Raw genomic sequence first — 21105 nt, 5'->3', positions numbered from 1 at the left:
GATGACGCCGAGCCCGGATAATAAATATAAGTACAACGGGAAGGAGCTGCAGACGGAGCTGGGGATGAACCAGTATGATTACGGGGCGAGGTTCTATGATCCGGTGATTGGAAGGTGGATGGTGGTGGATCCGTTGGCAGAGAAGTATTTGCCAATTTCTCCTTATGTTTATGTAGCAAATGATCCTGTTAAATATATTGACCCAGATGGGAAAGTCATATGGATAGGATATGTTGCATCAGTCAATGGAAGAAATGTAAGCTATCAAGTTAGATATGATGGAGGCAAGTTATATAACGCAGATGGAAGTAGATATACCAGAAATAATGCCTATATACAAAAAGTTAAAAGCGATTTGGATAATTTGAAAAGTGATAACTCTCAAATTAGATCAATGGTTGAGAAGTTGGAAAAAAACTCGTCTAAATTTGTTGGCATTTATAACCTGGTTGACTCAGAGAAGAAAGGGAAAAATTTTGAAAGACCTTCTTATAATCAAGAAAACGGAGAACTCGATGGTGCAAAGGTACAGTATAATCCTTATCAATCTGAAGATCCTGAGAATAAGGGAGAAACCAGAAAACCACGAGTTGCACTGGCTCATGAGCTACAACATGCGACTGATGATATTGAATCAAATGTAATAGTAGGAGATACATCAACGGGAGTTAGTAGAATAGAGGTGGAGGCTGTGAAAACAGAAAATAGAGTTAGGAAAGCCACTGGAGATAAACAAAGGACTACATATGGCGGTAAGAAGATACCTGAAAAGGACCTCAAAGATTAATTTAAGAGGAATCATATTGTTGCTGTTTGTTTCTGCTTTACTAGGAGAGTGCAGAAACAGAGGACATTACAGTTGCGATCAGTCTATAATTGATAGGATTATACATGATGATTCTAAAAGTAGTTGTTATATTGTGATATTTGTTGATGATCAGTCGGATATATTTCCAGTAGTGATCCAATACGATAAATTGCTTAATTACTATAGATGGTTTGAGAAGAAAGATCATCTGTCCGGCAAGCGAGAAGTAAAAAGGGCTATTGAAAGTTCTAGACCTATAAAATTAAATAGCTTATCTATGGCGCAGATAACAGCCGACATGAAAATAAACCCCAAAGAGAACAAATATTCTGATGAAGATATGCACTCATTGTTAAAAAAATTCAATGATAATCAGATTAAAAAAATGTCTGTTCGAGATAGAAATTACTTGATATATACATTGATAACTAAATATTGTAAGTTTTTATACCAGGAAGACGAAACAGGTGCTTTCAGATTTTTTAATTGATCATATCAGGGACGTCTATGCTTATACATCTGTTAAAATTATGGTTTAAACAGAATCATAGCCGTCCAAAATAAAATGAGGAAATAAGAAAAAGAAGGAGGTTGTTTAGCTACAGCATATGAGTATATGCTAAGGGACCACTTGGGCAATACCCGTGCAGTGATGAAGCAGGACGGGAGCATTATCCAGTTATCAGACTACTATGCATTCGGGATGGAGATGAACCACAACGGGATGACACCGAGCCCGGATAACCGGTACAAGTACAACGGGAAGGAGCTGCAGACGGAGCTGGGGATGAACCAGTATGATTACGGGGCGAGGTTCTATGATCCGGTGATTGGGAGGTGGAATGTGGTGGATCCGTTGGCAGAAAAAATGAGAAGGTGGTCTCCGTATAATTATGGGTTTGATAATCCCCTACGTTTCATTGATCCAGACGGAATGGCAGCATCAGATATTTGGAAGTTTAACAGAGAGACAAAGCAACTACAGCTCGTTCAACGAACAGATGATAAGTTCCATGTCTTTGTTGACGAAAAGAATAAAGTAATACTAAAGACTAACGATACTTCTAAGGATATAGAGAAACGGGTCGCCGAATCAGGTGGAAACACACCAGCAAGGGACTTCTGCGATGCTTATTCGGATCTTGGAAACGCCGTGCGTAAAGATGAGGGGGCATATAATGATATGCTGGCAAGAGCTGATAAATTGGATTTTTCTTCAACTAAGGGCATAACGGATTTGAAGACAGCGGGAGAGCACAAGCTCATAAATGGCTGGGTCAGTATCTTAAGAGATGCACTAGTAGGTAATGCAGCCGGAGAGTCGACATTTGCTAGGGCTAAAGATATAGTTGATGCTCCAAAAACATGGGAAGATATTAGAGGACGAACTGTTTCTGAGGACGTTGGAAATGCTGTGAACGGAGCCAAGATCTTATATAATCAAATGAATCAGTTTTTTGAAAATCTAAGAATAACAATCTTAAGTGGCGCTAAAAATTTGCAAACTGGTAAATTGTAAGATATGAGAATGGGGGTAGTTGTATTTATTGTGTTTACTATATTGTCAAGATGTAACGACTCAGAACTGAGAATAGAATATTATTCTTCTGGAGAGAAATTCAAAGAGGGTAGAGTGATCAACGGACTAAAAGAAGGAAAATGGCATAGTTGGCACGAGAATGGGAATAAACTGTCGGAGAGTTTTTATAAAAGAGATACACTGGAAGGAAAATATCTGCAATGGTTCCCGAATGGTAGAGTGCAAGTGCAAGCAGAATACAACAGAGGGAAATTTATCGGAAAGGTCGAAAGGTTTTTCGAAAATGGAAAGATAAATTCAGTAGAGACCTATTCGTTACCCGGGATCCCCGATGGAGAGTGTGTGATTTGGCACGAATCGGGCAAAGTCAGTCAAAAAGACATGTATAAAAATGGTGAAAAAGATGGTGTATGGGAGACTTATTATGAGAATGGAGTATTAAGTTCTATCTCTATTTACCGGAAAGGGGTTAAAACAGGTATTTGGAAAAAGTATACTGAAGATGGAAAGTTAGTTGATGTAGACAAATATTAAATCAAAATGATAGTGGGCATTCTTTCAATTCTAATAGGAGTAGTTCTTATGGGACTGAGTTTTAGAGAATCAAAGGGCTTCTGGATGGAAGATACTAGAATTAAAATCAAGTTGTTTATTCTTTCATTAGCTTTGATTGCATTTGGCATTTCTTCATTGTTCCCATTTTTAAGGATTAGCAAATAATTTCTCTCATATTTAGTATCCGAAACTGTCGGTGATTCGTGACGGGAAGACTCTGGGTTATGACTATGATGAGAACGGGAACTTGAAGCGGGACGGCAGTAGCTGGAGGCACTGCAGCGGGAGGATTACTATCCATTTGGTTTAAACAAGATAATAGTCAGCTTAAGTTCCCGTAAAACGAGTTGCCTTTAGAGTTGTAGGAGGGCTTTGACCTGCTGGGCTACGGGGTTAGATTCTATGATCTGATGATTGAAAGGTGGAATGCGGTGGACCCGTTGGCAGAGTCGGTTCTTTCGAAGACTGGGCTTGATAGTTCTTTGCATGAGTTTTATGATAGCCCCGTTTTACAGTTTGACCTTAGTGCGGATAAAAAGATAAACTTTAATTTTCCGCCGTAAACCCATATTATTTAACAGATGTTCCTGCTGACCCTAGATGGCAACGGGCAGGAGAAAAGCAATAAATTTTATGTCAGTATTATTACAGTGCATGATTCTATGTCCTAATCAATACAAAACTCAAGACCAGAAAAATATTAATAACACTGGAATTTTAAGAACTGTACTAAGCATCTGATCAGGTAATTAAAACTAAATTATTACGAACGACTATGATGAATAGTATCAGATAATTATGGGGTGAACTTGAAAAGAAGAACAGAGTCTTCCATACATCCTTTTGATAGTAGGAATGGCCTTATCTTATTACCCTCTATGGCTGTCAGAATATTTCAAAAAAATTACCACTGCGCTTTAACCGCAGTGAAGGTCTCTATTTTAGTCCCGGAAAATAAAGGAATAAAGAGACTGATTATGAAGTTTTGCATTGGAAGTTGGTAGTATACTGACTTTTAGGATTCTAAGAAGGATTACCAGAGCTAGACAGGTTGGCCTAATTTGTTCATTCAAAGTGAAATCAAAGAGGAGAAAGTCTGAATATTCTTTATAATCTACATTCTGTTAGATGAAAAATAGAGTATGTGGACTTTTCGGCAGAAGTAATCTTTTATTGTACTATTTGGATAAATATGAAAAAGACGTTATTGTTTGTTTTTTTAATCGTTAGTGTTTCTGGTTTTTGTCAAGAATTGGTAAACCAGCCTGTCTTCCCTTCTCCAAACGCTGCAGCAATGGGAGTTTTTGCACAATTTCCAGCAGGTTCATTTACAGGGGTTCCTCCTATAACAGTTCCATTATACGATATGACCTTTAATGATATATCTCTTCCTGTCAGGCTTGCTTATAATACCAATCTGGTGAAACCAGATAATAACAGCAGTTGGGTTGGTTTTGGATGGAATTTAACAGCAGGAGGAATGATAACAAGGGTAGTTAATGACAAACCGGACGATCAAAATTATGATGATGATCGTAAATATATCTCCAGTAACGTAACCGATGTAGGCTATTATTACCATCATTATTTATCATCATCTGATTGGACAACAAAGGAAAGAATCGAAGGTGCTGCCTTAGATATGCAACATTTAGTGAAGAAAGATGACAGATGGAAACGATTTACAACCATCAGAGACTACTCGCCTGATGAATTTTCATTTTCAGTAGGAAATTTTTCCGGTACGTTTTATTTGGATCCATATGGGAAATGGCAGGTTCGTAGCCAGGAGAATGTGAAAATAGAGATATCCGGGAGTGATTTTGATTCACGGAGAGTCACTTTGATAGATGGAACCTCATTGCCTAATAAAAAGTATCTTAAACGAATTACTCTTACTAGTGCCGAAGGCATAAAGTATGTTTTTGGTGGCTCCCCTGAATATTTAGAGTTTGCTTATACTTACCAAGTAAACTGGGGAGGGCTTGTCAGTGCTAGAAGTTGTGTAAAAACCTGGTATTTGGCACAGATCATATCCCCAAACGGAAAGAAGATAGAATTTAATTACCAAAAGGGGCCGGATTTCCATCACCACATCCTCCTTTACGAACAATGGTATGACACGCAGGCTCCAGATGCGGGGATAAATTATAGCACGGAAATAATTGAGGCTTCTTATCTTAAATCGATAGAAACAGAAGCTCATATTATTGATTTCACTACTTCTAATAAGACTACTGAGTTATTGAAACTTGACGAAGTTAAGATAGTGAGTAAGGTAACTAATAAGATCACTAAAAGGATATATTTTACGTATGAGGAAGGCGATTCGAAATATTTCAAGCTCATGGCGGTAGAAGATAAGGGGGCTAATAATGAGGATCTGGGAATTAAGTATCAGTTTCATTATAATACATTACGGTTTCCAGCAGGAGACCTAAGTGAACATAGAGATCACTGGGGATATTTCACTTCAAGAAAGCTAAATCCTTCAACTTATTCTACTTTTGTTAATTCCCTGCAAGCGGACACAGCTTACTGCCGCGCTGAGTTGCTTTCAAAGATCGTTTACCCGACAGGCGGTTCAACAGAATACTTATGGGAACCTAACGACTATAGTAAAACTGTTTCAAAGGATAGGTCTGCACTTTCAAATGATCCAACACAATATGCGGGCGGAGTTAGAGTGAAACGTATCGTCAATTACGACAATAAAAACAAAGTGGTGGGAAGCAAAACCTATCAATATACTTTGGAGAATGGTATGTCATCCGGAATCTTGTATGGAAATCCGTCCTATAAATATATCCGTCACGATTTATTCTTTTTCGGATCAACTCTGCCTTTAACGGATAATAACACCGGCAGTCACATATCTTATTCGGAAGTTAAAGAGATAAATAATGATGAATCATATTCAATAACACAGTTTTCAAATTTTGATACGGGTATAGGGGGGGAGTATATGGACAACCCTCGTTTAACTAGTTTCAATAATTACAGTAATCCTATCAGGCAAATTTGGAATGATTATGCTTCCAATTCTCATGAGAGGGGATTCCCTCTACGGGAGCGTGCTTATTCGAAGGCAGGTGCTTTAGTTAAGGAAAAAACAATTAAATACCAGCGATTTAATAAAGCCGCCGAGAATGTAAGAACCTACATAATGATGGTAGAACCATGGGAAGGAGGAGATAGCTGGGAAGGATCTGCAACAAGAATTTATACAAATGCCTTCTTGCCAGAAAAAGAAATAGAAGTTGTATACAACGTGAATGGTGAAGATCCCATTACGACTGTTAAAACCTATTCATATACAACGGAACGATTATTGAGATATGTAAGAGTCTTTGATAGCAGGGAGCAAGCAATTTCCGTATCTTATAGGTATCCAGCGGACGTTCTGTCTGATGAGGTTCCTGGAAGTGTTTACTCGAAAATGGTGTCCGGTCACATGCTTAAGCCTATCGAGGTGATTACTTCTAAGGAAATAAGCGGAGAGTCCTTTGTCCTGGATGCAGCTTTAAATACTTATGTCGTTAATAATGATGAAAGTCAGATAGTCCTGAGTGGTCAATATGGGCTCGATGTTAATACCCCTATTAGGATGAGCGAATTCACCCCTTTTCAAATTCAAACTTTTTCGGAAATGCGGGATCATCGTATGCACTTAAAAAGCTCTTATTCTTACGATGAAAACTCAAACCTAGTTGCTGAGACCAGAGAGGGAAAGCATAATACCTCGTATCTGTGGGGTTATAATAAGACCTTGCCTATAGCTAAAATTGATAATGCATATTTCTATAGTAGCCCCGGGGAGCAGTGGTATGGGATTTTCTTCTTCGTGGATCTCATGAATAGAGGCCAAAGGTACCCCATATTAGGAACATGCTCTTTCCCAAAGACTGTCACAACAACTATCACGAGGAAATATGAAAAAGGAGATGATCATGAATCAACATTTACAGTTTATATTTATGATGCCGCTCATAATCTTGTTACCACCTATACTGATTTTGTATCCTACGAAAAAACTTCTTTATCCGTAGCAAGTGAAATTACTCTTCCGGCGGGAACCTATTCTGTTGAAGTCAGTTCTGATGGACTTTCCCAGACTCCTTATGTTGAAGAAGTAACTGTTAGGATGGACGGTCTTTTTAAAAACCCAACATCACTCCCTTTTTACACAAGTTTCGAAGAAGACCAGACTGGGACTGATGAAGCATGTTTTAAAACCGGTCGGAAATCTCACTTTGGAAGTTATTCGATTGCCCTTCCTCCTTATACTTCCCCTGATAACAAATTTATTTTATCTTACTGGTCTAAGCAAAATACGGATTCTCCCTGGAAATTAGTTAAGCAAAGTATAGTAATTCCGAGAGAGTTTAGCTCAATTACAATCGGAAGCGCAAATCAATATATAGACGAGGTTAGAATTTATCCTGAAGACGGAGCAATGACCACTTTCACTTATGATCCATTAATCGGCGTAACAAGCCGAACTGATGCCAATGATGAAACAACCTACTATGAATATGACGCATTTCAAAGACTAATGATTATTAAAGACCATAACGGCCGGATTATTAAACAATATTGCTATAACTATACGGGCCAGCAGACGCCTTGTTTTTCAATTACCGGTAAGGCAACAGACAGCAATCGGTCAGCTACCATATTTGTCCCACAGGCTAATGCTGTTTATCAAACGCCTAGCAGGAACCCCAACCCTTAAACTAGTTCTTCGATGTTCCGCAGTATCCTTTGGTTGAGTTCACTTAAGTTTATGCGTTCTTTTGCTTCAGTAAAAAAAATTAAGCTATTAATTATATTTTAATGAAAACTATTGTTTTTCTTTTATCTATCTCCGTTTTGCTTTCTGCCGGCGTATTAAAGGCACAGGATCAAGATATAAATGGGAATGTGAATGCCGGGGCTCCTGGTAGCTACTGGCAGGGTTTTCGGTCTAATGCAGCTTCGGGGATATGGGGCTTTCAACAAAATGATGTCATGATGGTCGGCATTGGAGGAAATGTTTACAAGAAAGGATTTAGTGCTAATGCAATGGGCATATTTAACGGCTCGGTAAAAAAGGAAGATGTATTCCTCATGAATCAGAATGATCCGTTTGCAGACTTTCTTGTTTTAAAGAGCTCCGGTTTCGTGGGAATCAATACTTCCAATCCAAGGGAACAATTATCGGTTAACGGTAAGATCCGTGCGCAGGAGATCAAAGTAGAAAGTACTAACTGGCCTGATTATGTATTCTTAAAAACGTATGAGCTGCCGTCGCTCAGGGAGACTGGTCTTTATATTAAAAAGAATGGACATCTCCCGGAAGTTCCTACCGCTTCTGAGATCGAACAGGATGGTATCAGCGTGGGAGCAATGAATGCCTTACTGCTCAAAAAGGTTGAGGAATTGACATTACATCTCATTGAAATGGATAATAAAATGCAGAATAAAGAGCAAGAAATCAACGATCTTACCAGTCGGTTAAGCAAGCTTGAGAAAGAGCGTCAATGAAATAGTTTTTTGCAGAAAATTCAATACTGCTGTCACACCGCAGTGAGGTGATTTAATTTTCCACCCTGAAATAATATCACCAGATTATGATTAGTATCGCGAATATCACGGTTTATTGGTTTGGGAGGCTCTCTTCCAAAGAAGTGTATAAGAAAGACTCGATATCTCACTTGTCAGGAATAAAGATTAAAGATGCGTTGCTTCTTTTTTTAACGCTTCTTGTTCCAGTCCTTCTAAAAGCACAATATTCGCGTGATGTGATAAGTGGTCCTACGCCACAATATGTGTATGTTGGTTCACTTTCGTATGAATCCTTTGATAGCAGCAATTTTGAAAAGTTAAAAGTAGATGTATTTGGTGGCGCTTGGGAGTCGGATGCAAATGGCGAAACAACCTATTTTATAGCAAACAGAAACGGGTTGGTGGTGAATCAGAATACCCTGGGAAGTGGTACGGGAGAAAGATTTACCTTAAAGGCATATAAGAATGGAAATACTAAGCTGGACTTTTATTTAGTGACCAGGGAGTATACATCTTTTGCTGTCAAATCTTGTCTCTTATCTGGTAACCAATCGGCTTTAAGGTTGGTTGATATAACAGTTAGCTCTAATCCTCCTCAACTTGCGGAAGTTCCCATTAATATAACTACAGTTCTGATGACAGATGCAGTCGGCAATGTTGGGATTGGAACCGCGAATCCGAGCGCTAAACTTACAGTTGCCGGAAATATAGAATCGCGGGAAGTGAAAGTGTCTGTGGATGCAGGTGCTGACTATGTTTTCAATGATCATTACTCCCTACCCTCACTTTCAGAGGTCGAAGATTATGTAAAGAAGAATCAGCACCTTCCTGATATTGCATCTGCACAAAAAATGGAGGCAGAGGGAGTCAATTTGTCTGAAATGAACATTAAGCTTCTCAAAAAGATTGAGGAGTTGACGCTATATATTATCGAACAGGATAAAAAGAATACAGAGCAGGATAAGCTTATCCGAAAACTGGTTAGCCGTGATGAGCAGTTACAAGATGCAATTCGGGCTCTGAGAAAGCTTCGGAAATGATCCGGGGCATTTCGAATAACATTGTTTTTTAGTAAACGGAACTAACTTAAGCATGAAAACAGGAAAATTATTGTCTGTTGTTTTTTTCTTCTTCTTGGTCTTCAGGGCAGGTGCTCAGAATTTACCAACACTTGAACCCAATAAGGCTGCAATAGGCTGCTGGGCAACTTATGATGCTTTTACGTATGATTCTCATCCTGTCGGACATTATTCTATTGGTTGGTACAGTGATTCATGGGACGCTAGCGGACCTACAGCGTATTTTTCATCCTATGGTGGCCTGAAGTTCTTTACCTGGGGAGTACCCAGGGTGATGATTCATTCGAACGGAATGCTGGATGTTGCTCCTCCTACTGGCAATGGCGCCGCCGCTACGTTCCATCTTAATGGAGGCCAGTCATGGGGAAATGTATTAACACTTGCGACGGATAGTCCGGATGGGGATGATCCGAGGCTTTTATTTAGCTATCGGAATAAGTCGAAGCAATGGTCAATAGGAGGTAATTATAATTCCAGGCGGTTCAGCATTTCGGAAAATACTGGCGATGGAGTGTATGGCAATGAATTTGGTATAGAGCGATTAACTGTAAATGAAGGGGGCAATGTTGGGATTGGAACCGCGAATCCGAGCGCTAAACTTACAGTTGCCGGAAATATAGAATCGCGGGAAGTGAAAGTGTCTGTGGATGCAGGTGCTGACTATGTTTTCAATGACGATTACGGGTTAAAACCATTAAGTCATATAGAGGCGTTTGTGAAGACTAACCGCCATTTGCCGGAAATAGCATCGGCTGCGGAAATGCAGAAAGATGGGCTCAACCTGGGAGAAATGAATATTAAGCTTTTGAAGAAAGTTGAGGAGCTGACGTTATATCTGATTGAAAAGGAAAAGGAAATCCAGGAGCTAAGAAAATCTGAGAAAGCACAAAAAAAAGAAACTTCTAATTTAACCACGCGAATAGAACAACTGGAACGCTTGATTAACAGCAATTCATCAGTAGCTAAGTAAGTTAAACCGTTTTTTATGAAAAAGCCTATTATATTGCTTATGTGTTTGTCTTCTTGTTTTGAGTTATTTTCTCAGGAAACACTACAGTCAGTCACCGACAGAGGTGCTGTAACGACAAATGAAATTAAGGTTCCCAAACTGCATATACCCGGGAACTTGACAGGGGAAGCTTCCATAAGAATAGGAGAACCTTATTCTCCTGGTAATATCAATGTCCCGGTAGGAGGTGTTACAGGGGGATATAATATTGATTTTTATACATGGAGAGATGTTCAGCCAGTACAAACAGGAGCAAGAATAAGAGCAGAGAGAAGTAATAATTATGAGCCTAATAATGCATTAGTTCAATCCATGGATTTAGTGTTTTATACTTCTTTTGGTTTTGGCGAGTTTGATTTATCCGAAAAAATGAGAATAAAAAGCAATGGCTTTGTTGGGCTTGGCACCAGTAAACCCAATGCAAGATTGGATATAATGGGTGGCTTGATGTTTAATTCTAATATCACAAATAGAGATAATCGTCCTATCATAGAGCCGGGTACCGGTTTTGCAGAGATTAGGGGATATAGCTCTAACGGACCTTTAGCCGATGATGGTTTTTTGCGGATTAGCGCTGGTGCCGGGACAAATGCAAATACAATCATTTATTGATCTTACCGGGTATTCAACAGTAGAAGATATGAGGCAAAATATCAGTATCGGTACTTCAGGTGTTGAAAGGATACGGATTGTTTCAAATGGAAATGTTGGCATAGGTATAACAAATCCATCTGATAAGCTGTCTGTCAATGGAAATATACGCGCCAGAGAGATAAAAGTAGAAAATACGAATTGGCCGGATTATGTGTTTAGTTCTGCGCATGTCAAATTATCTCTTAGGGAATTGGAAACTTTTATCTCTTCAAACAAGCATCTTCCGGAAATCCCATCAGCTAAAGAGATCGAAAAAGAGGGGGTAAATCTGAGTGAGATGAATGCTAAACTCCTTAAAAAGATTGAGGAACTAACTCTTTACATTATAGAAATCAATAAGAAAGTGGAAGGGCTTCAGTTGAAGAATATTGAACTGGAAAAGATCGTCAAAGGCGAATAAGAATCGTAGCGGAGGTAAAAAGAATGCGGAGAAATACTACACTGCGGTTTGGCTGCAGTGTAGTATTGTACATTGGCTGCGAAAAGTAAAAATCATAGTCATGATAAATACAAAGCCGCTTATTCGCCGCCTGTTTTTAGCGATACCTATTGTCGTTATGGCCAATACCTCTTTTGCTCAAAACTCTATTGCTATTGAGGATACCCGCGATGTCATCAGTACTCCCTCAGATTATAACTTCAAATTCAGGCCGCAGTTTAAAACCCTTCATTCCCTTGGAGTTCCGGCAGGGGGCTCAGGTTATTATACGGTTCTGGGTTTTAGAGGCTGGGGGGATAATAGTGGAGGAAAAGCTCATGAGCTTGCCTTTGGTGATGAAAATGATGTGTTTGTAAGATCGGGATGGACAGAGGGTTGGCAGGATTGGAGACGTGTTATCGTTGAGAATCCTAATTCGCAGGGTGCGACCATCCGTATCGGGAACGGAAACGCTGGTTATAACCTGGATGTACCAGTTGGTGCTTCTCCAGGCGGTTATAATATTGATTTTCTTACATGGCGGGACGTGGTACCTAACCAGGTAGGAGCGAGGATAAGAGCGGAACGGATAAATAACTACCAGCCGGGAAGGGCCTATGTTCAGGGTGTGGACCTGGTCTTTCAGACTTCTAATGGAATAACTCAGGAGAATCTGGCTGAAAGGATGAGGATCAGGAATGACGGAACGGTAGGAATTGGAACAAGTGATACAAAGGGGTATATGCTCGCAGTCGGAGGAGCTGTAATTGCTGAATCAGTAAAAGTACAATTGAAGGGGAGTTGGCCTGATTATGTTTTTACTCCTGAGCATAAGCTTCCTGCTTTACAGGAGGTTGAAAATTATATTCAGAAAAATCGGCACTTGCCGGAGATCCCTGCTGCTGAAGAAATAAATAAGCAGGGAATTGAGTTGGGTGAAATGAATGCTAAGCTGCTGAAAAAGATAGAAGAGCTGACATTATATGTGATCGAATTAAGAAAAGAGGTAGACGCTTTAAAAAATAAATAAATGAAAAGGATCTTGTTACTTGCTAGTCTGTTAGCTTTCTCTTTGGGTGCTAACAGTCAAACAAATGAGTTTTATTTTAACGGTGGTGCTGACGTGATTTTTAGGTATCCATTAAGAGGAAGTGGTGGTAGGGCACTGGTTCATGATGTTGATAACCAATTAAGCCTCAACTATGGGGGAGATTTTTCCGGAGGCATCCGGCTTGGCAACTACATATGGGCTAAAAACAATGGAAACATTGGTCTCGGAACTTTCGAGCCATCTGAAAAGCTTGAAATTGTAAATGGATTTCTGAAAAGCGGAAACGCTTCTTTTGGTTTTAATCAGGAGACGTACAGCGGTCCCATCAATTATATGACCCTTGGGATAGATAACCATGCCTCCTTGTTATTGGGTTCTAATTTGTATATTTCTTCTAATCCATATACAACACTCAAAATCTCTAAAACTCACGACTCTATGAGCGGAGCAGGCATTTTGATTCCAGGGAATAGCCAACAATACCAGGGGAGCATTATTTTTCATACCTCGGATCCCGGGCCTGTAACAGCCGGGCAAGTGTATTCTAACCCACAAGTAATCATTACGGAGCATGGGAATATGGGAGTGGGCACGATGACTCCCAGGGAAAAGCTTTCAGTGAATGGGAAGATTAGGGCTCAGGAAATTAAAGTAGAAGCTGCTAACTGGCCTGACTACGTATTTGCACAGGAATATGTAAGGCCAAGTCTTTCTCAGCTCGAAGCTTATATTGAAGCAAACAATCATCTCCCAGAGGTGCCATCTGCCCGGGAAGTAAATAAGCAGGGAGTTGAGTTGGGTGAAATGAATGTATTGTTGCTAAAGAAGATTGAGGAACTTACACTTTATCTCATAGAAAAAGACAAGGAATTGAAAGATCAAAATGGACAAATAATCCGGCTCCGGGAACAAGTAGAGCAATTACAGATATATATCAAGAAAAACTAAGTAATAAATAACTTAAAAACTCAGATGAAGACCTTTTTTTACACATGTTTTTTCGCGTTGGCCTCACTTCACGCAAGTGGCCAGAGCAATTCATTTCCATCAGTTGGGAATGTTGGAATTGGCACGTCAAATCCCGTCAACAAATTGGATGTCAATGGAAATATCGGTATTGTGAATTCATCTATTCCGATGGGACTTATGACTGAATTAAGTGGTACTTACTCTCCGGTGTTGAATATGAGTGTGAATTTTAGAGAACCCAATGTCAACTATGCATATATAGGAGGTGCGTTTCGCATTGACTCACGAGAAGATCTTCCGTTGTTTCAATGGTTAACAAGACCTGCAGGACAGAGTGGAAAAGAGCAATACTCAATGGTTCTGACAAAAGAAGGACGTCTGGGTATTGAAGCAACGACCCCAAGGGCTATGCTTGATGTAGGATCGACCATTGGAGGTGGTGTTTTAGGAACTGTCTTTGGACGGCTGAGCGAAGGGGGATAGTGAGGGAGAAGGTACGTTTCTGGGAGTCCGGGGATATTCGACACAAGGTGTTTTAAATGATACCAAAAGCTTTGCTATAGAGCATGCGTTTTATGGACAGAAGAACAGTTCTGTAAATTTTTACAGAGGAGAAGGTAAGATTGGAGGATTTCTTGCTTTTAATACCGGAGATAACACTGAAAAATTGCGAATTTCAGCTGACGGAGATGTTGGTATAGGTACAACAAATCCAACAGCTAAGCTTACTGTTGCAGGTAATATTCATTCCAGGGAGGTGAAAGTTTCAGTTGACGCTGGTGCCGATTACGTTTTTAATGAAGATTATGGATTGAAGTCGTTAAGCCAGGTTGAGGAGTTCGTCAAAACGAACCGTCATTTGCCTGAAATAGCACCCGCTGCCCAAATGCAAAAGGAGGGGCTTAATCTGGGGGAGATGAATATTGTACTTTTGAGAAAGATCGAAGAACTCACTCTTTATCTTATTGAGCAGAATAAGAAACTGGAGAAGCAGGAACTCCTGATTAATAGTTTAATGGAGAATACCGTTAAGGCCGGTAAATAGAGCCCTCGGACAGGGGGGGGCCAGGATGGCCCCCCCCTGTCCGAGGAATAAGGGAGTTAATTGTTTTTTTGCTGTGTTTTTAATAGTTCAATACTCTTTTGCAGTTCATTTAACGATTTCTTGTATTCTTGCATTTCTCTGTTTTGTTCAATCAGGTACAAAGTCAATTCCTCGATCTTCTTGAGCAATTTCATGTTCATTTCGCTGAGATTGATGCCATCTTTCTCCATTTCTCCTGCAGGAGCAATTCCGGGAAGGTGTTGATGGGTTTTAATGAAGGATTCTACCTGACCAAGGGCGGGTAATTTGTATTCGTTGTGGAAAACGTAGTCAGCACCTGCGTCCACGGATACCTTTATTTCGGTTGAGTGGATAGCCCCCGCCACAGTAAGCTTGGCTGTTGGATGAATGGTGCCTATTCCTACGTTGCCTTTAACTGCATTGACTCCCGGATTCAGAAATAAATCTCCGTTATTGCTGAATACGAGAGGGCAAAAGTATCCTCCGGATTTATCAGCCCAGATGGAAAATGCGTTGTTCCCCCCTCCAAAAAAGTTATCATTTCTTCTTTGAAATACCCATCTTTTGATAGTGCCGTCAGGAATAAATGGCTCACCAAACATTACGCCGGATTCAGTCCCTTCTATTCTAACACTATTAGCGACCTGTAATGAACTGTTACCATCGTCCTGTACACTGCCAATTGTAAGACGCTCGAGGTGTTCCTGACTTTTGCCATAGGGGATATAGCTCAGGCTTAGTATTAATATTAGTAGTAGTTTTGAAGGTGATTTTTTGTATTTCATTGTTTTGTTGGGAGTTGGTTCTTTGTGGAATTGTGAATCTTATCGATATAGGTTCGGAGTTTGAGCCCGGGCTGGCTTATGAATCGAATTGAGAATCACTTTTGTCAATGCCAATTGATTAATTTTTGTGGCGCAAAATAAAAACTTTCACTGCGATCTGACCGCAGTGGAGCTTTTTAGATTATCTTCAGAAAAAATTAACAGAAAATACAGAGATCTAATATCAAATATATTATGCTGATTTAATGCTTCGGCGTATTAGAATGCTGGTTTCGTAACGTTTAACTTATCAGAGCTGGAAGAACGGTGTAAGCAACATTGAGAGGCAATCCAATTCCTCTGCCGCTGCTATTCATTTCAGCAGTAGAGGGATTTGTTTTATCCTGCTGCTTCCGCAATTTCTATTTAACCTTTAGCAGTTCCTCCAGTTTCTTTAGTTTTTCCTGATGCTGAGCGTTCTGTTGTATTACACCTTCCAGCTTTTTATTCTGCTCAATGATATAAAGCGTCAGCTCCTCCACTTTCTTTAGTAAAGCAGTGTTTATTTGGCCGAGATTGACTCCATTATCTTTAATTTCAGAAGCGGAAGGGATTCCCGGTAGGTGCTGATTCTTCTGAATAAAGTCTTCTACCACTTGTAGTTCCGGAATCTTATACGTCGATGCAAACACGTAGTCAGGCCAGTTTGCAGCTTCAACTTTTACTTCTTTAGCCCGGATGTCTCCATTGACAGCCAGCTTGTATCCCTTACTGTCTGTCGTGCCGATACCGACATTCCCATCTACTGACAACTTGTTGTTCCCCGCGTCCCAGTAACCGCCTAGGGCAAGACCTCCTTTTCGGTCGATTACCACAGATTTAAAGTCGGAGACGTCCGCTGATTTATCAATCACAAACCTTTGGCGGCAGCATTGTTCTCCACCGTTCCCCGGATATTCCCAAACTTCGAAGGCATTTGGTCTTACTCCCCAGCCGCCGGCAGGTGGTGCTGTATAAAGAGCCCACTCGCCATTCCTTGTGATTAACTTAACACTTGTAAGATCAGGTTTTGTGTCAGAACCGGGATTGTTATCAATCAATAGTTCTTTACTTTTAGTGAGTCCATTAACTTCCAGTTCCGTTTGCGGGTTTAAGACTCCTATACCGACCTTACCTGTACTTGGAAATGTATTTGTCTGGGCGAACGAATTTGCACCCGTAAGAAAGCTACCCACTAGAATTAAATAAGAAAATTTCATATGACATAAATTTAGTCAGCTAATTTCTCATGTTGCACTGCGGCCAGATCGCAGTGTAGGTATTTGTTTTAATGCAGTGAAAGATGTAGAGGATGAGCCCGCATATCTTCTTAGTCAAACGGAAACTACCAGTCAGATGTTTTTCATGTTCTGTCATTGGGGGGCAAGCTCAATGGAGAATTACCAGCCAATTTTGGTAAACCTCAAAGATGCCTGAACAACCATCCCCCTGACATAGAGATAAGGTTTGAGAATGACGATTTGGAATTTGTATGCAGTTAATTCTTTCTTCTTCTGAATACCCACCTTATGATCGTGCCGTCAGGAATAAATGGCTCACCAAATATTGCGCCGCACTCAGCCCCTTCTATTCTAACCTTATTAGCAACCTGTAGTTAACTGCTACCATCGTCCTGTACACTACTAATGGTAAGACGCCCGAGGTGTTCCTGACTTTTGCCATAGGGGATATAGCTCAGGCCTAGTATTAATATTAGTAGTAGTTTTGAAGGTGATTTTTTGTGTTTCATTGTTTTGTTTTCTATTGAAGGTCATTTTTGCCGTGTAGTATTGATTTTGAATCTTTAATCTGGATTCGGAGTTTGAGCCTCGACTGGTTTATGAATCGAATTGAGGATCACTTTTGTCAATGCCAATTGATTAATTTTTGTGGCGCAAATAAAAACTTTCACTGCGATCTGACCGCAGTGGAGCAACCTAATTTAGCGCGGTGATGAAACACCTCAAATTAATATAAAACCAGAAGCCATGTTTTTTATCCGGAAAGCCGTTTTGCTTTTTATCTTACTAAGCATTTGTTCACTTGTTCATTCTCAATCGTATCTACCGCAGGTAGTTCCTCTGACTCCAAATGTTGCCGAGCTGAATAAGTATGGCGAGTATAATGTGAGTGCATTGACCGGAAGACCAGATATTAGTATTCCGCTTTATACGGTGGAAATAGGGGATATAAAGGTGCCGATTTCATTAAGTTATTTTGCATCCGGGATTAAAGTGAGCCAGCTCGCTACCTGGGTAGGCCTGGGATGGTCTTTAAATGCCGGCGGAGTAATTTCCAGAACCGTGCGTGGATTGCCCGATAATACTCAGTCTGAGGGATGGATTGACGACCCGACTACCTATGATGACTTCATTAGCCCTACTAGCTATGATTTTCTCAGGGGATATGCAGATCTTTTTAAGGATCCCGCTCCTGATTTTTTTAGTTACAACATGAATGGGCAGTCAGGTCGGTTTATTTATAGAAAATCAAAACATGCTTTCGAAGCGGTTCCTTACGATCAGAAAAAGATAGAATGGAGAAATTATCACTCAACAAGTCAAAATGATTTCTTTGTAATGGATGGGCAAGGCAATCAGTATATCTTTGGGCGTGTTCAGCTATACACATATACCGAGTCTCCAATAGGGGTACCCCGGCCTTTGTCAAGATACGCTCAGGCATGGTACCTAACAGAAATAATATCATCGAACAGAAAAGATACTGTCCGATTTGAATATAATCAGTCAGGTGGAAGCTGGAGGCTGGAAGATGGTTTTAACGTTAATCCTGAATGGTCTGTCACTAAAAAATATGAACATGTTTACTCGAGTAAAAATGGCGGCACATATTATGATGATGGGATATTTCAGCAGAGCTCCTTTTGCTCTACTACCGAGCCGATCTTATCTCAAATTTCATTCAGGACAGGAAAAGTAGTATTTCATGCACGAACGGGTCGTCGGGATTTTCCGGGGCCTAGACTTGATAGCATAATCGTTTATAATTTTAATAATGCAGGTAACGCAAATAAACTTTGTAAGTACAATTTTTCGTATTCGTATTTCAGTACTCAATCGCCCTATAATCAGTACGATTATCGACTGAAGCTGACTTCTCTACTGCGGGAAAGTACGATCCCTGGAACAGACGGACAGAAATACGAGTTTGCATATAACGAGAATGTTAAGCTTCCTTCGACATCTTCAACTGCTCAAGACTTTTGGGGATTTTATAATGGGAGGGATGACGGTTTTTTGCCAAACGTCCCCCCATCAAACCCTGAGTTATTTCAGTGGTTTAATAACTCGCCGGTCGGTGTGGCAGACAGATCTGCCTCCGACGGATATGTTGAGGCTGGTATTCTTAAGCGGGTTATTTACCCAACAGGAGGGTTTACCAATTTTGTATACGAGTCCAATAAATACAAATCTCAGTTTCCGGCGAACGAAAAATATTACATTTTTCCGACTAAAAGTGTCACTGCAAAATCTAAGAAAGTTGCTTATTCTGAAAGCTATGAGTTTGAGTGGACATCTGCCATGTATCAGAATTTGGGGACAATAGACTATTTTTTTTCGCCGCATACTGATCCGGGACCTTTCAGTGTTGAAGATATGCAGCAAATTGTAGTGACAGATCTGACTTCTGGCTCTTTGTTTTTTTCTAAAAGTCATACCGAGAATTTTTCAACTAGTCTTTCCGGATCTATAAGTACATATTTTACTCCCGGGCATCGCTACCGGGTTACATTAACCGTTAGGGATGAGCCGTCTTTAACTACATATGTAGGTGTATCTATATATGGGACACGAATAACGCAACAATCACTTATTAAGTTAGGAGGAGGCCTGAGGATAAAAGAAATTATTAATTATGACTCACAGTCAAACGTCGTTAAAAGAGAAAAGTATTCCTATAAAAGTAATGAGGGGGATGGAATAGGCTTTCATCTAAGATCTGATGAAGATTTTAACAAGCCATATTATTATAGGAGGCAAGTATTGGTAAACGCCGGTTGTCTGGCGGCAGGAGGCTCCCATTGTCAATGTTTATGGGACAGAAAAACGAGTATAGTATATACTGGTGAAGGTCATGTGCCACAGATAACCACGCAGGGAGCTGAAATTATATATTCCGCTGTCGTCAAAGAAGAATATGGAAAAAACGACGAAATTAATGGTAAAGTAGAATATAGTGCTCCATTTGCCCCGAACGTTCATAGTAATAGTATATATAATCCAACGGTTCCGGGGGGGAGGGAGTATATAGACAATATTATCAGCATTAATGTTAAGCCATCCGAAAAAATTTATTCTTTCGATAAGAACAGCCAAAGCTTTATCCTGCTTAAAGAAAAGTCTAACAGGTATTCTTTTTTTAACAATTCATCGGAATGGGCAAGGAACGTATATCGGGATGTTTTCTACCCTGATAATTGTACAAGCGGTGGAAACCAGGCATCCATAAATGATTTTACCAGTATGGGATATCAAATCAGTTTTGGCGCATACCGGCTCACTAAAAGTACGGAAATAGACTATTCCGGATCGTCTTTAAACCCGGTAGTAACAGAAGATAGCTTATATTATGATAATCCTAAACATTTACTTGCTACCAGACAGGTACACTGGACAAGTGATGGAACAACAGTAAAAACTATCAGCAAGTTTCCACAGGATTTTACCGGTAATGAATATGGAACTCAAGCGCTGCGGGATGCCTATATTAACGATCAGTTAATAGAATCCGCAACAAGCGTGGATGGAGTTGAAGTTATGCGCAAAGCAACCGGCTTTAAGAAAGAAGGCAACTGTATCGTTCCGGATTATGCGGAGGAGTCTGTAAGGGGTAGTTCCACTGAGGTGAAAGTTAATTTTCTTAAATATGATGACAGGGGAAAGTTGCTTGAGGTTGCCAGGCCATCAGGGCCCAAAACATGTTATGTGTGGGGATATTCAGGGACCTGCCCCATTGCCAAGATCGAAAATATAGAATACGATGTGTTGAAGTCGCTTATTGGTACATCAGATATACTAAGCTGGAGGGAGAAGTTAAACCCTGGAATTGCAGAATTGACAGTGTTTTTCTCCCGGTTACGTAGTCTGCTTCCTCAAGGCGCTTTCCTTACGACCTATACCTATGATCCATTAGTTGGAATGACAAGTCAAACGGATAATAAAGGGCAAACCACTTATTATGACTATGACGGGTTTCAACGGCTATGGCGAATACGGGACCAGCAAGGAAAGATAGTAAAAGAATACAAATATCATTATAAACAGTAATCTAAATCCTTCATCAATGAATTCGTTAAAACATGTATTATGGATGTTGATGATGTTTAATACATTATCCGTATTCAGCCAGGACACCACCCTGAGCAGCTACAGCAGCAGCCGTCCGGTAATAACCGCCACGCGGAGCATCACCCTTTTGCCCGGCTTTTACGTCCCCACCGGGTCCAGCTTCCACGCCTATATCGTAGCCGCCACCGCCGCCCCCTGTATCCCCCTTGCCGCCGCATTAAGCACCGATCAGAACTACATCCTCACCTATACCCCCCGCGAGCCCTTTGCCGCCGGCACCGACCTGTCCGCCAAAAA

General features: G+C 40.3%; 19 protein-coding genes. 16 read left to right on the top strand and 3 right to left on the bottom strand.

Annotation, left to right across the window (positions count from 1 at the left end):
- The 14 genes from DDR33_RS24200 to DDR33_RS24130 all read left to right on the top strand — a co-directional run.
- A partial coding sequence (locus DDR33_RS24200; RefSeq protein WP_109418385.1) for an RHS repeat-associated core domain-containing protein occupies nucleotides 1-787 on the top strand: 787 nt, incomplete at its 5' end.
- The gene (locus DDR33_RS25640) at nucleotides 747-1298 is read left to right on the top strand and encodes a hypothetical protein (RefSeq protein WP_146198848.1); all 552 of its coding nucleotides are present in this window, start codon (nucleotides 747-749) and stop codon (nucleotides 1296-1298) included. The genes DDR33_RS24200 and DDR33_RS25640, both read left to right, overlap by 41 nt.
- Before the next feature lie 162 nt (nucleotides 1299-1460).
- A complete protein-coding gene (locus DDR33_RS26915; protein ID WP_317047473.1) occupies nucleotides 1461-2327 on the top strand; it encodes an RHS repeat domain-containing protein in 867 nt (288 codons plus the stop codon).
- A gap of 3 nt (nucleotides 2328-2330) precedes the next feature.
- Nucleotides 2331-2882, top strand: coding sequence for a toxin-antitoxin system YwqK family antitoxin (locus DDR33_RS24185; protein ID WP_109418382.1), 552 nt, complete (start codon nucleotides 2331-2333; stop codon nucleotides 2880-2882).
- Nucleotides 2883-4095: 1213 nt separating this feature from the next.
- Nucleotides 4096-7638, top strand: coding sequence for a hypothetical protein (locus DDR33_RS24175; protein WP_146198847.1), 3543 nt, complete (start codon nucleotides 4096-4098; stop codon nucleotides 7636-7638).
- A gap of 101 nt (nucleotides 7639-7739) precedes the next feature.
- On the top strand, nucleotides 7740-8429 hold the full coding sequence (locus DDR33_RS24170) for a hypothetical protein (RefSeq protein ID WP_109418379.1): 690 nt from the start codon (nucleotides 7740-7742) through the stop codon (nucleotides 8427-8429).
- Nucleotides 8430-8515: 86 nt separating this feature from the next.
- Nucleotides 8516-9490 (top strand): hypothetical protein, encoded by a 975-nt coding sequence (locus tag DDR33_RS24165; protein WP_109418378.1) that lies wholly within the window; start codon nucleotides 8516-8518, stop codon nucleotides 9488-9490.
- Between the two features lie 52 nt (nucleotides 9491-9542).
- Nucleotides 9543-10499: a hypothetical protein gene (locus tag DDR33_RS24160; RefSeq protein ID WP_109418377.1), complete on the top strand. Its 957-nt coding sequence runs from the start codon at nucleotides 9543-9545 to the stop codon at nucleotides 10497-10499.
- Between the two features lie 15 nt (nucleotides 10500-10514).
- Nucleotides 10515-11150: a hypothetical protein gene (locus tag DDR33_RS24155; RefSeq protein ID WP_109418376.1), complete on the top strand. Its 636-nt coding sequence runs from the start codon at nucleotides 10515-10517 to the stop codon at nucleotides 11148-11150.
- Nucleotides 11128-11592: a hypothetical protein gene (locus DDR33_RS24150; protein ID WP_109418375.1), complete on the top strand. Its 465-nt coding sequence runs from the start codon at nucleotides 11128-11130 to the stop codon at nucleotides 11590-11592. The genes DDR33_RS24155 and DDR33_RS24150 overlap by 23 nt, the downstream gene beginning before the upstream one ends.
- A 100-nt stretch (nucleotides 11593-11692) precedes the next feature.
- Nucleotides 11693-12640 (top strand): ribonuclease H2 subunit B, encoded by a 948-nt coding sequence (locus tag DDR33_RS24145; protein ID WP_109418374.1) that lies wholly within the window; start codon nucleotides 11693-11695, stop codon nucleotides 12638-12640.
- On the top strand, nucleotides 12641-13609 hold the full coding sequence (locus tag DDR33_RS24140) for a hypothetical protein (protein ID WP_109418373.1): 969 nt from the start codon (nucleotides 12641-12643) through the stop codon (nucleotides 13607-13609).
- 57 nt (nucleotides 13610-13666) lie between these two features.
- Entirely contained in the window at nucleotides 13667-14113 is a 447-nt protein-coding gene (locus DDR33_RS24135) for a hypothetical protein (protein ID WP_109418372.1), read from the top strand.
- A 184-nt stretch (nucleotides 14114-14297) separates the two neighbouring features.
- The gene (locus DDR33_RS24130; RefSeq protein ID WP_109418371.1) at nucleotides 14298-14675 is read left to right on the top strand and encodes a hypothetical protein; all 378 of its coding nucleotides are present in this window, start codon (nucleotides 14298-14300) and stop codon (nucleotides 14673-14675) included.
- Between the two features lie 56 nt (nucleotides 14676-14731).
- Here DDR33_RS24130 and DDR33_RS24125 read toward each other — a convergent pair whose 3' ends face one another.
- From DDR33_RS24125 to DDR33_RS26900, 3 genes are all read right to left on the bottom strand, one after another.
- Complete coding sequence (locus DDR33_RS24125) at nucleotides 14732-15481, bottom strand: hypothetical protein (RefSeq protein ID WP_109418370.1); 750 nt, start codon at nucleotides 15479-15481, stop codon at nucleotides 14732-14734.
- Between the two features lie 401 nt (nucleotides 15482-15882).
- Complete coding sequence (locus DDR33_RS24120) at nucleotides 15883-16719, bottom strand: hypothetical protein (protein WP_109418369.1); 837 nt, start codon at nucleotides 16717-16719, stop codon at nucleotides 15883-15885.
- A gap of 395 nt (nucleotides 16720-17114) precedes the next feature.
- Nucleotides 17115-17249, bottom strand: a complete 135-nt coding sequence (locus DDR33_RS26900) for a hypothetical protein (protein ID WP_262509951.1) — start codon at nucleotides 17247-17249, stop codon at nucleotides 17115-17117.
- Nucleotides 17250-17487: 238 nt separating this feature from the next.
- Here DDR33_RS26900 and DDR33_RS24115 point away from each other — a divergent pair, with 238 nt between their 5' ends.
- Together DDR33_RS24115 and DDR33_RS24110 are read left to right on the top strand one after the other, a co-directional pair.
- Nucleotides 17488-20787: a hypothetical protein gene (locus DDR33_RS24115; protein ID WP_109418368.1), complete on the top strand. Its 3300-nt coding sequence runs from the start codon at nucleotides 17488-17490 to the stop codon at nucleotides 20785-20787.
- 16 nt (nucleotides 20788-20803) lie between these two features.
- Nucleotides 20804-21105 (top strand): 3-coathanger stack domain-containing protein (locus DDR33_RS24110; RefSeq protein ID WP_146198846.1); only part of this gene is annotated, 302 nt, incomplete at its 3' end.

The sequence above is a fragment of the Pararcticibacter amylolyticus genome (assembly GCF_003130405.1).
In the GTDB taxonomy this organism is placed as follows: Bacteria; Bacteroidota; Bacteroidia; order Sphingobacteriales; family Sphingobacteriaceae; genus Arcticibacter; species Arcticibacter amylolyticus.
The sequence above is the reverse complement of the archived record's forward strand: the minus strand, read 5'-3'. Positions and strand labels throughout refer to the sequence as shown.

What these genes read in the sequence shown, in the direction of transcription:
- DDR33_RS25640 (WP_146198848.1), top strand. Translation starts at nt 747, where the DNA reads ATGGCGGTAAGAAGATACCTGAAAAGGACCTCAAAGATTAATTTAAGA.
- DDR33_RS26915 (WP_317047473.1), top strand. Translation starts at nt 1,461, where the DNA reads ATGAAGCAGGACGGGAGCATTATCCAGTTATCAGACTACTATGCATTC.
- DDR33_RS24185 (WP_109418382.1), top strand. Translation starts at nt 2,331, where the DNA reads ATGAGAATGGGGGTAGTTGTATTTATTGTGTTTACTATATTGTCAAGA.
- DDR33_RS24175 (WP_146198847.1), top strand. Translation starts at nt 4,096, where the DNA reads ATGAAAAAGACGTTATTGTTTGTTTTTTTAATCGTTAGTGTTTCTGGT.
- DDR33_RS24170 (WP_109418379.1), top strand. Translation starts at nt 7,740, where the DNA reads ATGAAAACTATTGTTTTTCTTTTATCTATCTCCGTTTTGCTTTCTGCC.
- DDR33_RS24165 (WP_109418378.1), top strand. Translation starts at nt 8,516, where the DNA reads ATGATTAGTATCGCGAATATCACGGTTTATTGGTTTGGGAGGCTCTCT.
- DDR33_RS24160 (WP_109418377.1), top strand. Translation starts at nt 9,543, where the DNA reads ATGAAAACAGGAAAATTATTGTCTGTTGTTTTTTTCTTCTTCTTGGTC.
- DDR33_RS24155 (WP_109418376.1), top strand. Translation starts at nt 10,515, where the DNA reads ATGAAAAAGCCTATTATATTGCTTATGTGTTTGTCTTCTTGTTTTGAG.
- DDR33_RS24150 (WP_109418375.1), top strand. Translation starts at nt 11,128, where the DNA reads ATGCAAATACAATCATTTATTGATCTTACCGGGTATTCAACAGTAGAA.
- DDR33_RS24145 (WP_109418374.1), top strand. Translation starts at nt 11,693, where the DNA reads ATGATAAATACAAAGCCGCTTATTCGCCGCCTGTTTTTAGCGATACCT.
- DDR33_RS24140 (WP_109418373.1), top strand. Translation starts at nt 12,641, where the DNA reads ATGAAAAGGATCTTGTTACTTGCTAGTCTGTTAGCTTTCTCTTTGGGT.
- DDR33_RS24125 (WP_109418370.1), bottom strand. Translation starts at nt 15,481, where the DNA reads ATGAAATACAAAAAATCACCTTCAAAACTACTACTAATATTAATACTA.
- DDR33_RS24120 (WP_109418369.1), bottom strand. Translation starts at nt 16,719, where the DNA reads ATGAAATTTTCTTATTTAATTCTAGTGGGTAGCTTTCTTACGGGTGCA.
- DDR33_RS26900 (WP_262509951.1), bottom strand. Translation starts at nt 17,249, where the DNA reads ATGAAACACAAAAAATCACCTTCAAAACTACTACTAATATTAATACTA.
- DDR33_RS24115 (WP_109418368.1), top strand. Translation starts at nt 17,488, where the DNA reads ATGTTTTTTATCCGGAAAGCCGTTTTGCTTTTTATCTTACTAAGCATT.